Raw genomic sequence first — 17,939 nt, forward strand, 5'->3', positions numbered from 1 at the left:
GAGCTCATTAATCAGTATAAAACGGGCCAAGTGGCTTACCCATCAATGCAGCGTGTAAAGTAACTTGCGTTAAACGCGGCAATTCCCTTTTTATGGTTTGTCCTGCAAAAAGAGTGTACGCTGGTAATGGAATTTCCATCTTTTTATTGGAAATTTGCTGGGTGCAGGATGTTATATTTACAGCCGTGTTGCCTGTGTTTTTAATAATCAGTTCATTATGAATTCGTTTTATGGAAATAGATGGGGCAGGGGAGTCAGGGCGTAAAATTACACGAGCCCCGTAGCCAACAATCACGCGGATCCCAAGGGCAAAACCGTTAGGGTGTTTTATTGATAAGATGAGTGGCAACCTTGGGGATAAAATCTATTTCATAGACTTTATCCGATGTTAATGTGTCCGCTGTTTTAACCACCCGGACAAATTGAGTTTGGCCTGGCAGGAGGACTAATTTGGCCGGGAACACGAGTAATCCGTCTTGCCCGGGATGGTGCGCCCGCTTTTTGGGTGCAGAATGATGGGCAGGATTGGGTAAGTGGTATGGAGTTATTTCAACATAGGCATTATGTTTTGTGTCAAAATTTTTTACAGCTATTTCCGCATCGGCATCCTTGCCCATCAAGTCAACAACAATAGGGCTCACACCGATATCTGCATGTACGCCAAAGGATAGCCACCACAGCAATGTTAATAAAAAACGCTTATGTATCATATAGGTTACAGAAAATCCTATGCTAAATTGGAAAGAATAACATGCAAAAAAGATAATCTCTACTACATAATATAAGCTATTGTTGATAAATTAAGATGGTGTTTCACATGGAGAATATTATGCGCCCACTTTTAAAGGTCATCGTATTTGTTTTTCCCTCATGGATTTTTGCAGCAACTCAAGGCACCTTGGGAACAACTTCAACAGGAACAGTCAATGTTTCCATAACCATCCCTGCATTGGTACAAATTACCGGGTTAAGTGATATCACTCTGGGCTCCACCACGGCGTTCCCGGCAACAGGCAGTACGACCGCTTGCATCTACAGTAATGTAGCATCGCCTTTGGGTAGTTATTATGTCACCGCCACCAGCCAAAATACTTCTGGAACTGATTTTAGAGTGAAGGACAGCGGTACGGATTATATTGTTTATTCTGCTTACTGGAATAATTCTTCGGCTGCCTCCCAAACCACAGCACTTACCTCAGGAACAAAGACAGCCCAGCAAACAGGGGGTAGTGCCGTGTCATTAACTTGTGGCGGCAGTGCCAATGCCAATTTCAATATCAGTTTTAGCTCATCTCAAGTGCAAGGTGCGCCGGCAGCTACTTATACGGATGTGGTGACCCTTTTAATTACTCCAACATAAACATGATAAGGGCAAACCAACGCTTTCTTTTTTGCATTGCGGCTTATGGATATTTTATTCTGCCAAGTTTACTGTATGCAGCGAATCCATCAACCACGACGGTGTCGGTAATCATTCCGGGCTTAGTGCAAATCAGCGGCCTTAGCGATATCGTCTTGGCTCCTGCTGATTTTAGCAATCCCGTTACTGGCGCGACGACTGCTTGTATTTATACCAATACAATCAATCCCTTGGGCAGTTATTATATTACCGCGATAAGTACCAATGCTGCCTCCGGGGTATTCCGCGTGGCTAATGGTTCTAATTTTATCAGCTACGATGCTTTTTGGAGCCCAACTTCGGCGCCAACGCAAACGCTTTCCCTTAATTCGGGGGTAAAAACGACGCAACAAACAGGAGGCAATGGTTCCTCATTAACCTGCAGCGGGACCCCAAATGCTAATTTTTCTATTCGTTTTACTAATGCCCAAATCGTTGGGGCTCCTGCAGGCATCTATACAGACACGGTCACCTTAATTGTGTCACCAGCATAATTCTAAATCTTAACTGATGCTGTTTAGTTCGCTTCTGAATATTTATTTCAGACAATATTTTGCAAATAGCTCAGTAAATATCTGGCATTGCTGATTTATTGGACAAATTGAGTGCGTTTGTTGTCATTTTCGGCAATGCTTATATAGATAGAGCATAAAATAAAAAGCATGCTCTGGAAAATTGTGCAAAAACCCGTATGATCGAGGGCCGTTATCGACCGGGTTATTTGGAGTTAGCATGCATGTAGCGGGCGTTGATGAAGTAGGGAGGGGCCCTTTAGCAGGTCCTGTGGTTGCTGCTGCAGTCATTTTGGAGTCAAAAATAGAAGGTGTTACCGACTCAAAGTTGTTAACTCCTGTAAAGCGCAAGAAATTAGCGGCACTCATCAAAGAGCATGCTATTGCTTTTGCCTATGGGCGTGCCGAAGTGGAGGAAATCGATGCGCTGAATATTCATTATGCGTCTTTGCTGGCCATGAAAAGAGCCATTGACGCGTTATCTATTTCGCCCGACAAGATTTTAATTGATGGTCTGCACAGACCGGCGGTAGCGATACCTTGTTATGCCATTGTGAAAGGTGACTTACTGGTTCCAGATATTGGGGCGGCGTCTATTTTGGCTAAAGTTTACCGCGACGAGGAAATGGAAAAAATGGATGAGCTGTACCCAGGTTATGGCTTTGCGGCTCATAAAGGATATGCAACAGCATTGCACCATAAAGCCTTGCAAGAGCTTGGCCCTTGTCAGATTCACCGCAAGAATTTCACTCGTGTTGCGGCGGCACTGGCCTTAAGCTAATGAATTTTCATGCTATTGAAGAGAATCCGGTGCGAGCTAATCGACATCAGTATACCGAAGGCAGCTAAAAAGGTAACCATAGCAGTCCCGCCATAGCTCACCAAAGGCAAAGGAATTCCAACAACGGGTAAAATGCCCATGACCATACCCATATTTACAAAAGCAGAGATAAAAAAAGTCATGGCCAGGCTTGCCGCGAGCAGACGAGTAAAGTTGGTTTGCGCTTCCCTGGCGATATGCAAACCGCGCAAAGAAATTAATACCACGAAAATGATTAGCACCACGCTGCCAATGAAGCCAAATTCTTCACCGCTTACAGCAAAGATGAAATCCGTAGCGTGCTCGGGTAAAAAATTTAAATGAGACTGACTGCCTGCTAGCCAGCCCTTGCCAAAGGCGCCGCCGGAGCCAATAGCGATTTTCGATTGAATGATGTGATAGCCAGTTCCTAATGGATCATTTTCCGGGTTTAGGAAGGTAATGATGCGTTGTTTCTGGTAATCGTGCAAAACATGCCATAGCAATGGCAGCACTGCGGTTAATCCTAGCAAGATGAATAAAATAAGACGCATGGAAATACCGGCCAGGAATATCACACACAATCCTGCGGCAACCACCATGAGTGCCGTGCCTAAGTCTGGTTGTTTTGCTATCAACAGGGCCGGGAAGAAAATAATGAGTGCCGCTACCAGTAAAGATTTTAAATCCAAAGGAAAAGATTTGCGGTCAAAATACCAGGCTGCCATCATGGGCACTGCCAGTTTCATGATTTCAGAGGGTTGAAAGCGGAAAAATCCCAAATCCAGCCAGCGCTGTGCGCCCTTGCCGATTTTTCCTATGACCATGACCGCGATGAGTAATGTCAAGCCTATGCCATAAATCCACGGCGCCCACAATTTGTATTTGTGGGGGGGTATGAAGGCAAAAACCAGCATGACTCCTGAGGCTAAAACTAGCCGCAGGATTTGGCGCAAAACCATGCTCATATTTTGATTGGATGCACTGTAAAGGATCAAAAGCCCCAGCACGATCAATAATCCCAACAAACCCAGCAAAGGGAAATCAATGTGTAAGGATTTGGGTGTAAACCGGTAAATAGGTCTGGTTTGACTGATTTTCATGGTGTTAAGTTCATTTTATTTAAATCAAAATAGGTATCGATCACCTTGCGCGCCACAAAGGAAGCGACAAAATCATTTTCCACCAGCACGGCGATGGCGATTTCTGGTTTTTCCACCGGTGCAAAAGCGATGAACAGGGAATGATCGCGCAAGGTCTCGGGAATCTCAGCGTATGCTTTTTTCTCATACTGGCTGCCACTAAAAACTTGCGCTGTTCCTGTTTTGGCAGCAACAGTATAGGGGGTGTCACGTCCGAAACGATAGCCTGTGCCTTCATTGCTTTTAATGACGTTTTGCATGGCTTCGGCCACTATTGTCCAATATGTATCGTCTTTCAATTGCACCGGGTATTCTTCAAGAGCTTTATACTCATGAACTGTACCGCGATCCTGCACGGATTTGCTGAGCAAATGAGGTCTGAAGCGGCGGCCATGTTGGCTGAGTGCTGCGGTAGCATTCGCCATTTGCAGGGGAGAGGCCAGCATAAATCCTTGCCCAATTGAGGTGATTAAAGTATCGCCCGGATACCAGGCATGGCCTTTACTGCTGCGTTTCCAGCTGGGGCTTGGTACAATTCCCGGAGCTTCTTCATGCAAATCAACATGGGTTGATTGCCCAAAACCAAACTGCACCAGCATATCTTCAATCGCCGTTATGCCGATTTTATTGCCTAATTGGTAAAAGTAAGTATCACAAGATACAGTAATCGCCCGCTTTAAGTTGATTACGCCATGTCCCGTACGTTTCCAGTCGCGATATTTATGGCTGACCCCAGGGAGTCTGTACCAACCTGGATCATAAATTTTTGTATGAGGAGTAATGATACCCTTTTCCAATCCTGCAATGGCTACAAAAGGTTTGACCGTGGAGGCAGGTGGATAAAGACCGCGTACCGCACGGTTATAAAGAGGTTTATTCGGCGCATGCACCAGGTGATGGTATTCTTTATCGCTAATACCCTTTACGAAAAGATTGGGATCATAGCTGGGGGAGCTTACCATGGCGAGGATATCGCCATTTTTCACGCTCATGGCTACCACCGCCCCGCGTTTGCCTTCCAGGGCATTAAAGGCAGCAAGTTGTAAACGTGAGTCAATGGTCAGGTAAATTTTCTCGCCTGAAACAGGAGGTTGTTTGCTAAGCACCCGTAAAACCCGCCCGCTTACGTCTGTTTCGACTTGCTGGTAACCAACGCGTCCATGCAGCGTATCCTCGTAATATTTTTCAATTCCGGTTTTACCGATAAAATTGGTGGCTCGATAGTTGGTACTGTCGACTTGCTGCAGTTCCTGAATATTGATACGGCTGACATATCCAAGCACATGCGCCATGGCTTCTTTGAAGGGGTAATAGCGCATCAGTCGCGCCTTGATGCTCACTCCGGGAAAACGGTATTGATTGCTGGCGAAAGTTGCCACTTCTTCCTGCGTTAAGCGCATTTTAAAAGGAATCGGAACATACGAGCGATTTTGACGTCTGGCACGGTGAAAATCTTCAATTTCCTCATCCGTTATGGATGGCAGCAGCTTTTTTAATTTATGCAGGGTTTTTTCCAGGTCTTTTACGTGTTCCGGGATAATTTCTAAGGCATAAACGGGAATATTATCCGCGAGAATAATTCCGTTTTTATCCAATATAATGCCGCGAGGAGGAGCAATGGGGATGATGCTCATTTGATTTTTCAAAGACAATGTGGCATAGCGTTTGAACTGTGAAAATTGTAAATAGGCAAGACGCAATATGAGCCCCAGGGAGAAAATGATAAGCAAGGCGACCAGCAAGCTTAGTCGGAAACGTTGCAATTCGGCAGAACGATCAATTTTCATGGATGTATTAAAATGCATCTTCACACTATAAATGGGCAGGGGAAAAAGGCCGGCATAGTTTAGCTTAAATGCGAAGAATATTCGACCGCTAATCCCACAGTGCGGTAAGCATCTGCCGATTGATTAAAGAAATTGGCAAACATAAGAGCATTTGAAATTGCTGAATTTCCCAGGCTGCGGTTTACCTTTTTCTTCTTTTAACTGATTGACTTTAATTTGTACAGTTGGTACACTCGTTTGCTGCAAATTTAAAGAGAATGAAATATAAGCAAGTTGAGTATGCAAGGTTCTTTTGATACCTACAAATTTATCGATCTTTTGATTAATCCACATGGTGGATCGTGCTGCCGGGAAAGACAAGGAGTCGCGACATTTAGTAATTTAATTATACACAAGAGAGGATACATTATGAGTTTTTCCAATGATATGAGAAATTTTTTTTGGACACCTTACAAAGGACCGAGAGAAGCGTTTTTTTACTTGGCCGCCCCCGTATATTATCCAATTAGGATAAGTCTTGAAGCAGTTAAACTTTTCCTGGAAACGTTAACATTAATCCCGGAAATTTTAGGCCACTTAATAGATAGTATCAGATGCACAACAATGGCTTATTCTGAGGGCGATTTATATGACGCCAAACAAGAAGTTATGGAAGCTGGCAGCAAAATACTGGAAATTCCGTTGAATTTATTGCTATGCACTATTTCGTTGCTTGTCGCCGCAGTTTCACCATTACTGGGCGCGATCTCCATTTTAACCAGGGGCTTCAAAACAGGAGTGGATTTAGTAGCCAATTTTACTACATCATCTGATAATGAATATCAGCATTCGCAGCAATATGGATCGCCGCTTTAAGCGCCTTTCTCCCAGGCTTCGCAAACGTGCGCTGCCTGGGGGTTAAAAAATCTTATTTATGATAAGGGTGATGGTGCAATATGCACCAGGCTCGATAAATGGCTTCAATGAAGACAATACGTGCCAATGGATGCGGCAGGGTGAGTTTGGATAAAGACCATTGTTCGTGGCTGCGTTTGATTAGCTGCGACGAAAGTCCTTCCGGGCCGCCGATTAAGACACATACATGGCTGTTGACTTGTTGTAACCGGGCTAATTTTGCTGCCAACCCTTCACTGCTGAACATTTCGCCTTTCATGTCCAGGGCAATGAGCCGGGCGCCGGCAGGGATGGCTGCACTCATCAATGCCATTTCTTTTTCTAAAATCCGGGATAAATCTGCAGATTTGCCGCGACGGATTAACGGAATTTCTATGAGGCTTAATTGTATGCCATCTTGCAGACGTTTGGCATATTCCTGCATGCCTTGCTGAACCCAGAGAGGCATTTTATTGCCAAGAGTAACCAGGGTAATTTTGAACATGATTAAGAGTTTTCTTGCCACAACCCTTCTAAATTATAAAAGGCCCTGGATTCAGGCTGCATGACGTGCACCACAAAATCACCAAAATCAACCAAAACCCAATCACCACTCTCCAAGCCATTATTGCTTAACGCCGGCAACCCTGCCTCTTTCATGCCTTCCATAATGCGTTCAGCTATTGATTTCACATGCCGTGAAGACCGGCCCGAACAGACAACCATATAGTCGGTGATTGTGGTTTGTTCTCTGACGTCTATCACGGTAATATCGCTGGCTTGGATATCATCCAATAAGTTTTTCAGTGTATTTAAAAGCGGATGTGTATCAGACATAAATATAAATCTTATAAATCATGTAATAAAGGGGGTGGATAATAACAGTAATTTGTTCATGACACAAAACCTCTCCTATCTGCCCGCTCCATTATGAATAAGTAACAAGCTTGTTAACTAGGAATAATCGTCTCTTGCCCGGTAGCACAAGAATAGGTGGGTGCTGTCAGTAAAAATTTTATAATCCGGTTTAAGGCAAAACAGATTATTGTCGCGCCTAATAAAATATATAACAATTCACTAAATGTTGCCGCGTAATGAACTTTTAACTCCAGATTGGATAATCGATCCAACTCACCTTTGGATATGGCTGTGATGGCAGCCAGTTTGCCAGATAAAAATCCACCCAAACCTAGGGAAACAAAGAAAATACCCATCATGGTGCTTACTTTCTTGTGGCAAGACAATATGGTGATGGCTGATAAGCCGACCGGCGATAATAATAACTCTGCCATGGATATTAACAAATAGGCAGGAATGAAGAATAAAGGAGAAAGCAGAGCAATGCCAATATTAAACCGGCAAACCATTGTGATTAGCAGGTAAGCTGCCACCATAAACAACATGGCTAGCAGGAATTTATTTCCAACGCGAATGCTGTATTGAGATAGTGTCGTTTGTTTTTGACTACGGGCCAAAAAGAGTCCAAAGACAATCATTCCCAAACTTTGCACTGCTACAAAATAAGGTGGAGGAAAAGGCATGCCAAACAATGTGGGTTGTACCACGCGTTTTAAAAACAGTGTTAATGACAAGAACATTTGAAAATAAAATGCCCAGAACATAACTGAAATCAAACAGAGTAGCCCGATGATAAGAGTTTGTCTGGCTTGTAATTTTGATTCTTGCGAGATGGTTAGGATTAAATACCCTAGTGACAGCAAGCCAATAATAGTAAATAAGGCGTCAGCTAATTTAGGGTTTTTGAGAATATAAAAAGCGCCTTGCCACATGAATAAAATTAACAGGCTTGCATACAACACATTTTTAAACGTTAAAGGATAATCCGAGTAATCTTTTATGCCGTAATGGCGGACGCCATAGGCGAAAGTATAAGCGGCAATCAACATGCCGATGGTGGAACTCAAGAACGAAGCTGACCAGCCGAAATAAGATTGAATATAGCTGGGCAGGGTTGAGCCTAAAATGATGCCAGTGGTGATGCCCATGTAAAAAATAGTAAAACCTCGTTCACGGTTTGGTGAGCCCACCGGATATTCATTTCCGAGTAGAGAGGAAATATTGGGTTTTAACAATCCCGTACCCACGGCAATACCTGCCAGGGATAAAGTCAGCCCGGAAGCGGAGGTTAGGAAGCTCAATGAAAGGTAGCTGCAAAATAAAATACCAGCCCCCAGCATGATGCTGCGTTTTTGTCCCAAAAGGTGATCAGCAATCCAGCCGCCTATGACAGGCGAAAGATAGGTCAGGGCAGTAAAAGATCCCACCAGTGGATATACCCGATCATCTTCCCAACCAAAGTACATAACGAGATAAAGGGCAAGCAAGGTTTGCACAATATAAAAACCGTAGCGTTCCCACATTTCAGTTGCAAAGAAAATTTTTAAGGAAGAAGGATGACTTACTTGTCCGTTTCGCACAACAATACTACATGAATGTGAAATGCGCCCAGTATACCATAATGAGAATTATTTTTACAGATGGCTGCCGTTCTGCAGCAATTTGCGGGGATAAAAATGATCTAACAGACATCGTGCCCAATGTTCTTTTTAAGAAATAAACACAGGTTCACTTCCCTGCAATAATTTTTTTCTCTAGTATATCCCGGATTGTTATAGATGGATTTATTTTGCCCGTGTGTACAAGGAGAACGAATGACCACACGCATCGATACCAAGCGGCATATCCGTGCCAACCGCGGTCCTCAATTACAAGCTAAAACCTGGCTGACCGAAGCGCCATTGCGCATGTTGTGTAACAATTTGGACCCTGAGGTCGCAGAAGCTCCTGCCTCACTGGTCGTTTACGGTGGAATAGGCCGCGCGGCGCGCAACTGGGAATGTTTCGACAAGATTGTCGATGTGCTTAAAGCTTTGCAAGCGGATGAGACTTTATTAATACAATCCGGTAAGCCAGTGGGGGTTTTTCAAACGCATGAAGATGCGCCCCGTGTGTTGATTGCCAATTCAAACCTGGTTCCCCATTGGGCTACCTGGGAACACTTTAATGAACTGGATAAAAAAGGTTTGATGATGTATGGGCAAATGACTGCAGGCAGCTGGATTTACATAGGCTCGCAAGGCATTGTCCAAGGTACGTATGAAACTTTTGTAGCGGCTGGAAAAACACATTACCAGGGTGATCTAAGCGGGCGTTGGATTTTGACGGCTGGCTTGGGCGGCATGGGCGGTGCGCAACCGCTGGCCGCCACGATAGCCGGTGCGAGTATGCTGGCAGTGGAATGTGATCCCGCCCGCCTCGAAAAACGTCTGCATACGCGTTATCTGGATAAGAGCACCGATAATTTGCAAGAAGCATTGAGCTGGATTCAGGAATCTTGCCAAAACAAGCAGCCCTTGTCGGTAGGGTTATTGGGCAATGCTGCAGACATTTATCCAGAATTGCTAAGACGCGGCATATGGCCTGATATGGTCACTGATCAAACCAGTGCGCATGATCCGCTAAATGGTTATCTGCCGCGTGGGTGGACGCTGGAAAAAGCGGCTGCATTAAGAAAAAGCAATCCCGAAGAAGTGGTGCGTGCGGCGAAGGAATCCATGGCCATGCAAGTTCAAGCTATGCTTGGTTTTCAGCAACGCAACATTCCTGTGTTTGATTATGGCAACAATATTCGCCAAATGGCTTTTGAAACCGGTGTCAAAGACGCTTTTTCTTTCCCTGGCTTCGTGTCAGCGTACATCCGGCCGCTTTTCTGCGAGGGGATAGGCCCGTTCCGTTGGGTTGCCTTATCGGGCGATCCAGAAGATATCCATATTACCGACCGGATGGTCAAAGAATTAATTCCAGATGATGAGCATCTACATCGTTGGTTGGATATGGCGCAAAGTAAGATAGCTTTTCAGGGTTTACCGGCAAGAATTTGTTGGGTAGGTTTACAAGACAGAGCCAGGTTAGCCTTGGCATTTAACGATCTGGTGAAATCGGGTCAAGTAAAAGCTCCGCTTGTAATCGGCAGGGATCATTTGGATTCGGGTTCAGTGGCTAGCCCCAATCGTGAAACAGAAGGCATGTTGGATGGCAGTGATGCGGTGTCGGATTGGCCATTTTTAAATGCCTTGTTAAATTGTGCCAGCGGTGCCACCTGGGTAAGTATCCATCACGGTGGTGGTGTAGGAATGGGATTTTCTCAACATGCAGGCGTCGTTATAGTTGCGGATGGTACAGAAAAAGCGGCGGCAAGATTAGCCCGTGTATTGCATAATGATCCGGCTACAGGGGTTATGCGCCATGCCGATGCAGGGTATGCATTAGCCAAACACTGTGCAGCCGAACATCATTTGTGGCTTCCCATGGAAGAATTAAGCGGAGCCAATCATGACAAATGAATGGATATTAACGCCAGGGGCTTTGAGTTTGCAAGAGTTAAAACAAGCAGTTGCCGCGCATAAACTTTGCATTTTAGATGAAGCTTGTTGGGTGAATATAGCTGCAGCGGAGATGGCCATACGCGAAATTGTTAATGAGAAAAAAACCGTTTACGGTATCAATACGGGTTTTGGCTCGTTAGCAACGACAGCCATTTCTGCCGATAAATTGCAAAAGCTGCAGCGTAATTTAATCCTTTCACATGCATGCGGTAGTGGTGAATTATTATCAGACGAAATTGTCGCCCTGATTTTATTACTAAAAATAAATAGCCTTGCGCAAGGTTATTCAGGGGTTCGCAAGACGCTGATCGCTGCCTTATGTACGCTCTACAATGCAGAAGTATATCCATGTATTCCCAGTAAAGGCTCAGTTGGCGCTTCGGGCGATCTGGCTCCTTTAGCGCATTTGTCGTTACCTTTGTTGGGAGAAGGCGAAGTGCGGCATCAAGGGGAGCAAATCAGCGCATTGAAGGGTTTGCAAATTGCAGGGTTGCAGCCATTGGAGTTGGCCCCTAAAGAAGGGTTGGCTTTGATTAACGGTTTGCAGGTTTCGGCAGCTATATGCATGCATGCTTTTTTCAAGAGCGAGTGGTTATTTGAAGCGGCTGTATTGGCCGGATCTTTGTCTGTTGATGCTGCAAGCGGGAGCGATGTCCCTTTTGATGCTCGTATCCAGGTTGTGCGCGGCCATCAGGCACAATGCGATGTGGCGGCAATGTATCGCGAATTATTGAGCAAAAGCGAGATCCGCGAATCACATCGCCACTGTTCACGCGTGCAAGACCCTTATTCTTTGCGTTGTCAGCCGCAAATTATGGGTGCTGTGTTGCACCAAATGCAGTTTGTTGGGCAGACATTACAGGCAGAAGTCAATGCTGTCTCCGATAATCCTCTGGTATTTGCCGAGGAGGGGGAAGTCTTGTCTGGAGGGAATTTTCACGGTGAAATCATTGCGATGGCTGCTGATAATTTGGCTCTGGCTATTGCAGAAATGGGCGCAAATTCGGAGCGGCGCATCGCTTTGCTCATTGATAAAAATTTCAGCGGCTTACCAGCTTTTTTAGTGAAGGAAAGTGGTTTAAATTCAGGATTTATGATTGCGCATGTGACCGCGGCGGCATGCGCCAGCGATAATAAAGCATTGGCACACCCACACTCCGTGGACAGCTTGCCTACTTCAGCAAATCAGGAAGACATCGTATCGATGGCGACCAGTGCAGCACTCCGTCTGCAACACATGGTTGATAACACCGCCACCATTCTTGCCATAGAATTGTTAGCTGCTTGCCAAGGTTTGGAGTTTCACACTCCTTTAACCACGTCTCCAAAATTGCAAAAAGTATATCAAAAAGTCAGGAATCATGTTGACCCATATGAAAACGATCGCTATTTTGCACCGGATATTGCTATCATCAAGCAGCAAATCTTAAATGGCGGATTTGCATTGGCTAATTTTAGTGAATGATACGACTGCAATGAGTGTTGAAATTTATACAGATGGCGCTTGTAAAGGCAACCCTGGCCCTGGCGGCTGGGGAGCGTTGCTGCGCTATAACGGTAATGAAAAAACCTTGAGCGGAGCTGAAAGCCATACCACCAACAACCGTATGGAACTTACCGCAGCCATCCAGGCATTGGCTGCATTAAAGCGACCGTGTCAGGTTGATTTATATACTGATTCGCAATATTTACGCCAGGGCATGACCAGCTGGATTTCAGGCTGGAAAGAAAAAGGATGGCGCAATTCAAAAAAAGAAGATGTTAAAAATGCGGATCTTTGGCAGCAACTCGATAATTTGGCGCAGATTCATCAAATTAGATGGCATTGGGTCAAAGGACACTCCGGTCATCCTGAAAATGAACAAGTGGATCGCTTGGCCAATGAAGCTATCGAGCAATTGCTTAAAATTTGCTAGGCAAAGCCCTTAATGTCTTGATTTTTAAGCTAAGTGGACTTCACCTCCTGATGCGAATCCAAGCTCCCGCAGAAATTCCATAGGATTGACCGCCTTTCTTTATCCATTTTTTGCCGTCACTTACTCTTTTGTATATTTTCTAGGAACATGAAATAATGTTGTGCTTTTATTTTTACTAGTAATTAATATGCGGCAAATCGTACTGGATACTGAAACTACGGGTATAGGGCATGAAAATGGTCATCGCATCATTGAAATAGGGTGCATTGAACTCATTGATAGAAAATTAACCGGTAAGCACTTTCATATTTATTTAAACCCAGAACGCGAAGTAGAAGAAGGAGCGTTTAAAGTTCATGGAATAAGTACTGAATTTCTGCAAGACAAACCCTTGTTTAAAGATATACTCCATGACTTGCTGCAGTTTATTGGTGATACTGAATTAATCATCCATAATGCGCCGTTTGATGTCGGATTCTTAAATGCCGAATTGAAAATGGCCAATTGGCCGACTTCTTTAGAACATCACTGCCGTATCTTCGATACCCTTGACTTTGCCAGGAAAAAACATCCTGGCCAGCGCAACAGTTTAGATGCGCTTTGTAAACGTTATGAAATAGATAATTCCAACCGTCAGTTGCACGGCGCTTTGCTTGATGCTGAAATTTTGGCTTGGGTTTATTTAGCCATGACCGGTGGCCAGACCACGTTATTTGATGACGAGCATGCAGCAGTGGGACGGGCAACAGAAACAATCACTCAGACCAGTAATCCGTTAACCAATAGTTCGCCGGTGCTTTATGCAACTGCGGAAGAGTTAAGTGCTCATAACGAATTCATTCAATTCCTGAAGAAAAAATCAGGTATTGAGCTTTGGTCTGAAGAAATCGAAGTCATCTGAGCTAGAAGTGCTCAGATTCCCCTTGAGAATACCGTAAAAAAAACTTGAGAACGTTGCGTGAATTTTAGCTGCTGGTTATTATGCCTTAATTGCATATTGATTTTGCTTTCGTATTCTGCGCCTGGTTAAATATGCTAGCACCGCTAACCAAAATAGCGTATACAAAATTGCATAACTGAATGAAGCATTTTTGGGCGAAAAATGGCTGAATAAAAATTCCGTAATATACAAGCGCAGGTTGATAACTTCACCCGTTGCATTATGCAAGAGGACAACCGCTTGCAATTTTAAAAAAATAACATGCAAGACATATACCAAAAGTGAATTTTTACCAAATAGCAAGAAAGGCTTTGCCCACTTGCCAGGCGGTTTAATTTCAATCAGCATAAAACAAAGCGATAATGCTATAAAACTCAAACCGCTTGTCCATAAGACATAAGAGCTTGTCCAAAGGGATTTGTTGAATGGAAACACAATACCCCACAACCAACCGAGAACCATGAGGAGAAGACCGGTACATACCATCCACTGCAGTTTTTGTGCTTTTGTGCGCGAAGAAATCAGACAATAGCCAGCTATATTCCCAAATAAGGCTGATGCGATGGCAGGCAGGGTACTAAGAAGGCCTTCCGGATCAAACATTGGCGTATACAAATGCTGTGAAGAAAAAAAGAGCTTATCCCAATACCCCACTATATTGGTTTGCAAAGAGAGTGGATCGGTTGCAGGAAAATTTATGAGTAAAAGCCAATATCCAACCAGCAAAATCCCAATGATGAAAACTTGAGTCTTCATGGTGGTAGTCAAAAACAATACTGAGGATGACAAATAACAAAGGGCGATTCGCTGCAATACCCCCATCACACGGAGATGGGAGGGATCAAAATGGTTAGGCAGCACATTAAGCAATATTCCTAAAAAAAAGATATACAAACTTCGTTTGCCTAGCTTTATCAATAATTGCCAGTTCGATAAACCTTTTGTTTTTAAATGGGTTAAAGCGAGTACGGATGAAATACCGACGATAACAATAAAAAAAGGAAAAACCAGATCGGCCAAAGTACAGCCATCCCAGCTCGAATGTTCCAAGCAGTGGTAAGCAACCCGGTTGCCGGGGCTGTTCACCAGAATCATGATGGCAATGGTTAATCCACGAAATACATCGAGGGAAAGTAATCGCGTGCTCGTATTAGGCCGCATCTGATAAGTTCGCATTTTATCTGGATATTATAAAATCAATGTGATTATATAGTAGACACTGTTATAATGCTAGCAATTACTGAAAGAGCATCCGGACAAAGCCAGTTTATCCGGAATTGCTGCGGTGATTTATTGAAACTTGACGTTTGGACTAGTCGAAGGTTCTTCCTGAAGTTTCTTGAAGTAAGCGCATAACATGAATACTACCAAACCCGTGACTAGGGCAATGCCGCTAAAAAATAATATTTTTTGTGAGTGAGATGAGCTTACCCCGGTTTCTATGGACGGAAGTTGATAATCTTCTGCGAATAATTTGGAATTCGGTTCTATTTTCTTATATTTTTCTAACAAAGTCTGACAATTCTTTTTATGTTTTTCTGCATAAGTTTTTGCTTCTTTGGCCTGCAGCTTACCCGTTTCTTTTTCGAGGTCGGATGTCTCCAGGAAAAGCTTATATTTTTCGTGTAGTTGATCAATTTCATTGGCAAATTGCCCGTACCGCGTTGTAGCATTTTTTCTCATTATTTCTTGGGCATGTTTCGGTATTTTATATTGCGGATCGAATTGCATAGTCGGGTTTGCTTTAATTTGCTTTGCCAAGTCTAGAATGTAGAAAGCAATTTCGATGCTGTCATGCTCGCATTGCTTTTGCGTGGCTGTTAAGGGTTTTGCTGCCAAAATGTTAACTTTTGTGGTTTCTGCAATTTTATTGAGCTTATCCAGTTGCGCATCGGTTCTTTGTTTTACTCCCAGGTGAAAATTATTTTCATCAAGCAGCCAGCCTGCATGCGCGCGAGTTTGTTCTTGTACAATATAAAATCTAATCTGGTTAAAAATGGTTTCGTATACACGGTGTCCTTGCATATCCCAAGCCTTATTGTGCATCAAAACGCATAATTGATGGGCAAAAGTAAGCAACTCATCTACCTCATTTGCGACCAGTTTGCTATTTAAACGAGCATCTGGCCCAACGCCTCTGGTTGCAAGGGCAACATATTTATCAATTTGTACATTAATTAATTCATATAAACATTCAAATAATTCTTTATAAGGATTCATGTTTCCTCCCTGTATCTGTTAGCTGCCCTTAAAGGCCATTGATTATATGGAAAATTAGGTAAAAGCCCAATCCCCGTTGATTTAATCAATAAAAGATAGGGCGGGCGTATTCTTAGTAAACTGTTTAAACGGATACTATAATTCTTTATGTAATCCAAAAAAGCAAATAAGCCGTTGTTGATATGACTACTACTAAAATTGCACTAACCCATGCTTTGCTGCGTGATATTTTGCTTAGGGAATTGGGGCAATTGCGCAAGATTGAATTTGCAGTGTCTTCATTAGATGCAAACCCCGCAAATTGGAATCAGGCAATTAAAAAAATCATTTCTGAATACACCGAGAGACTGCGCTTTGGAGATAAACCTGCACGGCTTTTTAGGGCAGCCGCAGAGATAGAGCAAAAAATTTACTCGTTATTGAATCAAGTTCTCGAAGGATTATCTGTTAAAGCTCCGTTGAAAAAAGTAGGGAACAAGCTTGACGTGTTGCAGCACATGAACGAAAGCATGATTAATTTAACTTTACGACTAGCGCCCTTGGTGCCGGGGGCAATTCAGGAGGCGGCTCAATCCAGTTCGAATGGAGTTTGGCAGCGCTTGCAATCCATAGCCAATCACATTCAATACGATATAGCAAAAACGCCGGCAGCATTCCAGCAAAATCCTGCTGCATTGGTGAACATGAAGCATTTATACCATACTGCCCAGTCTTTAATTTTGTTTACTCTGGCCAAAGAGGCACATACTCGGCATGGGCAATTTCTAATTGAAGCTCTGGAGGCTGGTTTTAAAAATTACCCCTTGCAATTGAGCGCAGTATTTTCTTTTCCAAGAAAAGCAGATATAGGGGTTGCTTCGCTTAATTTGCCTGCTTTTCTTCAAGTCGAGAGGCAATTGATAGAGGCTTCATCGCCACTTGAACAACATTTGGCCCAACAAAAAAATAAGAAAACAGCTTCCTTGTTCATGATCCCAATTGCCTTACCTGTTGAATATCAGGATCTGCAGCAAGCTCCCGCATACATAGCCATGCGGGAAAAACCGCTGCATATTTTGAGTGATTTGCTTAAGGGCAGCTTTGTTTTTGACGAGAAAGGCGCATGTTTTGTGCCGTTTCATGTGCGATTGTGTCATGAATTTCTTCATGTGGTGCGCAAATTACCAGGCAGTCCTGCGCGAAATATTCACCTAGACGCAATTGAAGGTCCGGTATGGAGCGCATATGAGGATTATCTCACCATAATGGGCATCATGAGTGAAGTGCAATTCTCAGCAGCATATGGGGTGCGACAGCGGGAAAGCCATGATGGCATAAGAGCTGATATTCTTTTTGATAAAAAAGAAAGAAGCCCAAATGTATCCATGGCTGCATTAACAAAAAAACACACACCCAAACAACCCTTGCTGCTGGCTGATTGTGAAGATTTCAAAACGCATTCCTTATTTTATGAAACAGATGATAAAAAATATAATTTACATTAGGGTGTGTATGCAGCATCCTGCCTAAGCAGGATGCGTTAAACCGTTTGTCCGCCATCGACAACTATTGCATGCCCAATCATAAATGCTGCTGCATCCGCACAAATCCACAGAACGGTTGCGGCAATTTCTTCCGGTTTTCCCATTCTTCCGGTGGGTTCCTGTCGATTACTGCCTGACGGCCTTGTGCGAAATTGCCAACGAAGCGATCCATCATCGCGGTATAGATTGCATTGATACGCACATTAAAAGACGTATGGTCTAGTGCGGCGGCCTTTGTGAGTCCAAGCGCTCCATGTTTGGCAGCGATGCAGATCGCAATGCCAATGAATAAATAAAGTTCATAAATTTGTGTTGCTCGCCAAAGTCGGTTGTGCCAATTGTCCATGGAGCTTAAGGATAACTTTCTCATAGGCTGGTTGCGAGCCAGAAAGTTTGATAATTATTTACTTGATGTGGGCAGT

Annotated in this window: 19 protein-coding genes; 9 read left to right on the plus strand and 10 right to left on the minus strand. The window is 43.7% G+C overall.

The annotated features are described in order from the left end of the window. Nucleotides 1-7: 7 nt before the first annotated feature. Both NKV53_RS08485 and NKV53_RS08490 read right to left on the minus strand, forming a co-directional pair. Nucleotides 8-295, minus strand: coding sequence for a hypothetical protein (locus NKV53_RS08485; protein WP_127032481.1), 288 nt, complete (start codon nt 293-295; stop codon nt 8-10). Nucleotides 296-317: 22 nt separating this feature from the next. Then, nucleotides 318-710, minus strand: coding sequence for a hypothetical protein (locus NKV53_RS08490; protein ID WP_127057012.1), 393 nt, complete (start codon nt 708-710; stop codon nt 318-320). A 107-nt stretch (nt 711-817) separates the two neighbouring features. Here NKV53_RS08490 and NKV53_RS08495 point away from each other — a divergent pair, with 107 nt between their 5' ends. The 3 genes from NKV53_RS08495 to rnhB all read left to right on the plus strand — a co-directional run bounded on the left by NKV53_RS08495 (nt 818) and on the right by rnhB (nt 2,692). Continuing rightward, nucleotides 818-1,360, plus strand: a complete 543-nt coding sequence (locus NKV53_RS08495; protein WP_126953116.1) for a hypothetical protein — start codon at nt 818-820, stop codon at nt 1,358-1,360. A gap of 2 nt (nt 1,361-1,362) precedes the next feature. Next, a complete protein-coding gene (locus NKV53_RS08500) occupies nt 1,363-1,893 on the plus strand; it encodes a hypothetical protein (protein ID WP_127032480.1) in 531 nt (176 codons plus the stop codon). 238 nt (nt 1,894-2,131) lie between these two features. After that, nucleotides 2,132-2,692 (plus strand): ribonuclease HII, encoded by a 561-nt coding sequence (gene rnhB / locus NKV53_RS08505; RefSeq protein WP_126954574.1) that lies wholly within the window; start codon nt 2,132-2,134, stop codon nt 2,690-2,692. On the opposite strand, the gene rodA is transcribed toward rnhB, so the two are convergent. Both rodA and mrdA read right to left on the minus strand, forming a co-directional pair. Further along, on the minus strand, nt 2,689-3,813 hold the full coding sequence (gene rodA / locus NKV53_RS08510) for a rod shape-determining protein RodA (RefSeq protein ID WP_127032479.1): 1,125 nt from the start codon (nt 3,811-3,813) through the stop codon (nt 2,689-2,691). The two genes, rnhB and rodA, sit on opposite strands and share 4 nt — an antisense overlap. Then, nucleotides 3,810-5,657 carry a penicillin-binding protein 2 gene (mrdA, locus tag NKV53_RS08515; RefSeq protein ID WP_126954576.1) on the minus strand — a complete coding sequence of 616 codons (1,848 nt, stop codon included), beginning with the start codon at nt 5,655-5,657 and terminating at the stop codon, nt 3,810-3,812. The genes rodA and mrdA overlap by 4 nt, the downstream gene beginning before the upstream one ends. A gap of 390 nt (nt 5,658-6,047) precedes the next feature. Here mrdA and NKV53_RS08520 point away from each other — a divergent pair, with 390 nt between their 5' ends. Continuing rightward, nucleotides 6,048-6,494, plus strand: a complete 447-nt coding sequence (locus NKV53_RS08520; protein WP_253350971.1) for a hypothetical protein — start codon at nt 6,048-6,050, stop codon at nt 6,492-6,494. A 52-nt stretch (nt 6,495-6,546) separates the two neighbouring features. On the opposite strand, the gene rlmH is transcribed toward NKV53_RS08520, so the two are convergent. The 3 genes from rlmH to NKV53_RS08535 all read right to left on the minus strand — a co-directional run bounded on the left by rlmH (nt 6,547) and on the right by NKV53_RS08535 (nt 8,950). Beyond that, nucleotides 6,547-7,017, minus strand: coding sequence for a 23S rRNA (pseudouridine(1915)-N(3))-methyltransferase RlmH (gene rlmH / locus NKV53_RS08525; protein WP_253350973.1), 471 nt, complete (start codon nt 7,015-7,017; stop codon nt 6,547-6,549). A gap of 2 nt (nt 7,018-7,019) precedes the next feature. Beyond that, the gene (gene rsfS, locus NKV53_RS08530) at nt 7,020-7,349 is read right to left on the minus strand and encodes a ribosome silencing factor (protein ID WP_126954579.1); all 330 of its coding nucleotides are present in this window, start codon (nt 7,347-7,349) and stop codon (nt 7,020-7,022) included. Nucleotides 7,350-7,462: 113 nt separating this feature from the next. Beyond that, nucleotides 7,463-8,950 (minus strand): peptide MFS transporter, encoded by a 1,488-nt coding sequence (locus NKV53_RS08535; protein ID WP_371923186.1) that lies wholly within the window; start codon nt 8,948-8,950, stop codon nt 7,463-7,465. A gap of 234 nt (nt 8,951-9,184) precedes the next feature. On the opposite strand from NKV53_RS08535, the gene hutU reads away from it, so the two are divergent. The 4 genes from hutU (at nt 9,185) to dnaQ (ending at nt 13,735) form a co-directional block, all read left to right on the plus strand. After that, the gene (gene hutU, locus NKV53_RS08540; protein WP_253350977.1) at nt 9,185-10,876 is read left to right on the plus strand and encodes a urocanate hydratase; all 1,692 of its coding nucleotides are present in this window, start codon (nt 9,185-9,187) and stop codon (nt 10,874-10,876) included. After that, nucleotides 10,866-12,383: a histidine ammonia-lyase gene (gene hutH, locus NKV53_RS08545; RefSeq protein ID WP_127032474.1), complete on the plus strand. Its 1,518-nt coding sequence runs from the start codon at nt 10,866-10,868 to the stop codon at nt 12,381-12,383. The genes hutU and hutH overlap by 11 nt, the downstream gene beginning before the upstream one ends. A 10-nt stretch (nt 12,384-12,393) precedes the next feature. Then, nucleotides 12,394-12,834, plus strand: a complete 441-nt coding sequence (gene rnhA, locus NKV53_RS08550; RefSeq protein ID WP_253350979.1) for a ribonuclease HI — start codon at nt 12,394-12,396, stop codon at nt 12,832-12,834. Between the two features lie 187 nt (nt 12,835-13,021). Continuing rightward, nucleotides 13,022-13,735 carry a DNA polymerase III subunit epsilon gene (gene dnaQ / locus NKV53_RS08555; protein WP_253350981.1) on the plus strand — a complete coding sequence of 238 codons (714 nt, stop codon included), beginning with the start codon at nt 13,022-13,024 and terminating at the stop codon, nt 13,733-13,735. A gap of 78 nt (nt 13,736-13,813) precedes the next feature. On the opposite strand, the gene NKV53_RS08560 is transcribed toward dnaQ, so the two are convergent. Next, nucleotides 13,814-14,950, minus strand: a complete 1,137-nt coding sequence (locus NKV53_RS08560; protein ID WP_127057016.1) for an acyltransferase family protein — start codon at nt 14,948-14,950, stop codon at nt 13,814-13,816. A 114-nt stretch (nt 14,951-15,064) separates the two neighbouring features. Then, a complete protein-coding gene (locus NKV53_RS08565; RefSeq protein WP_253350982.1) occupies nt 15,065-15,994 on the minus strand; it encodes a hypothetical protein in 930 nt (309 codons plus the stop codon). Nucleotides 15,995-16,176: 182 nt separating this feature from the next. On the opposite strand from NKV53_RS08565, the gene NKV53_RS08570 reads away from it, so the two are divergent. Beyond that, nucleotides 16,177-17,478 carry a hypothetical protein gene (locus NKV53_RS08570; protein ID WP_126954586.1) on the plus strand — a complete coding sequence of 434 codons (1,302 nt, stop codon included), beginning with the start codon at nt 16,177-16,179 and terminating at the stop codon, nt 17,476-17,478. A 35-nt stretch (nt 17,479-17,513) separates the two neighbouring features. Here NKV53_RS08570 and NKV53_RS12040 read toward each other — a convergent pair whose 3' ends face one another. Continuing rightward, on the minus strand, nt 17,514-17,621 hold the full coding sequence (locus NKV53_RS12040; RefSeq protein ID WP_199741507.1) for an SDR family oxidoreductase: 108 nt from the start codon (nt 17,619-17,621) through the stop codon (nt 17,514-17,516). Nucleotides 17,622-17,939: the final 318 nt, after the last annotated feature.

This window comes from Legionella sp. 27cVA30 (genome assembly GCF_024160945.1).
GTDB lineage: Bacteria > Pseudomonadota > Gammaproteobacteria > Legionellales > Legionellaceae > Legionella_A > Legionella_A septentrionalis.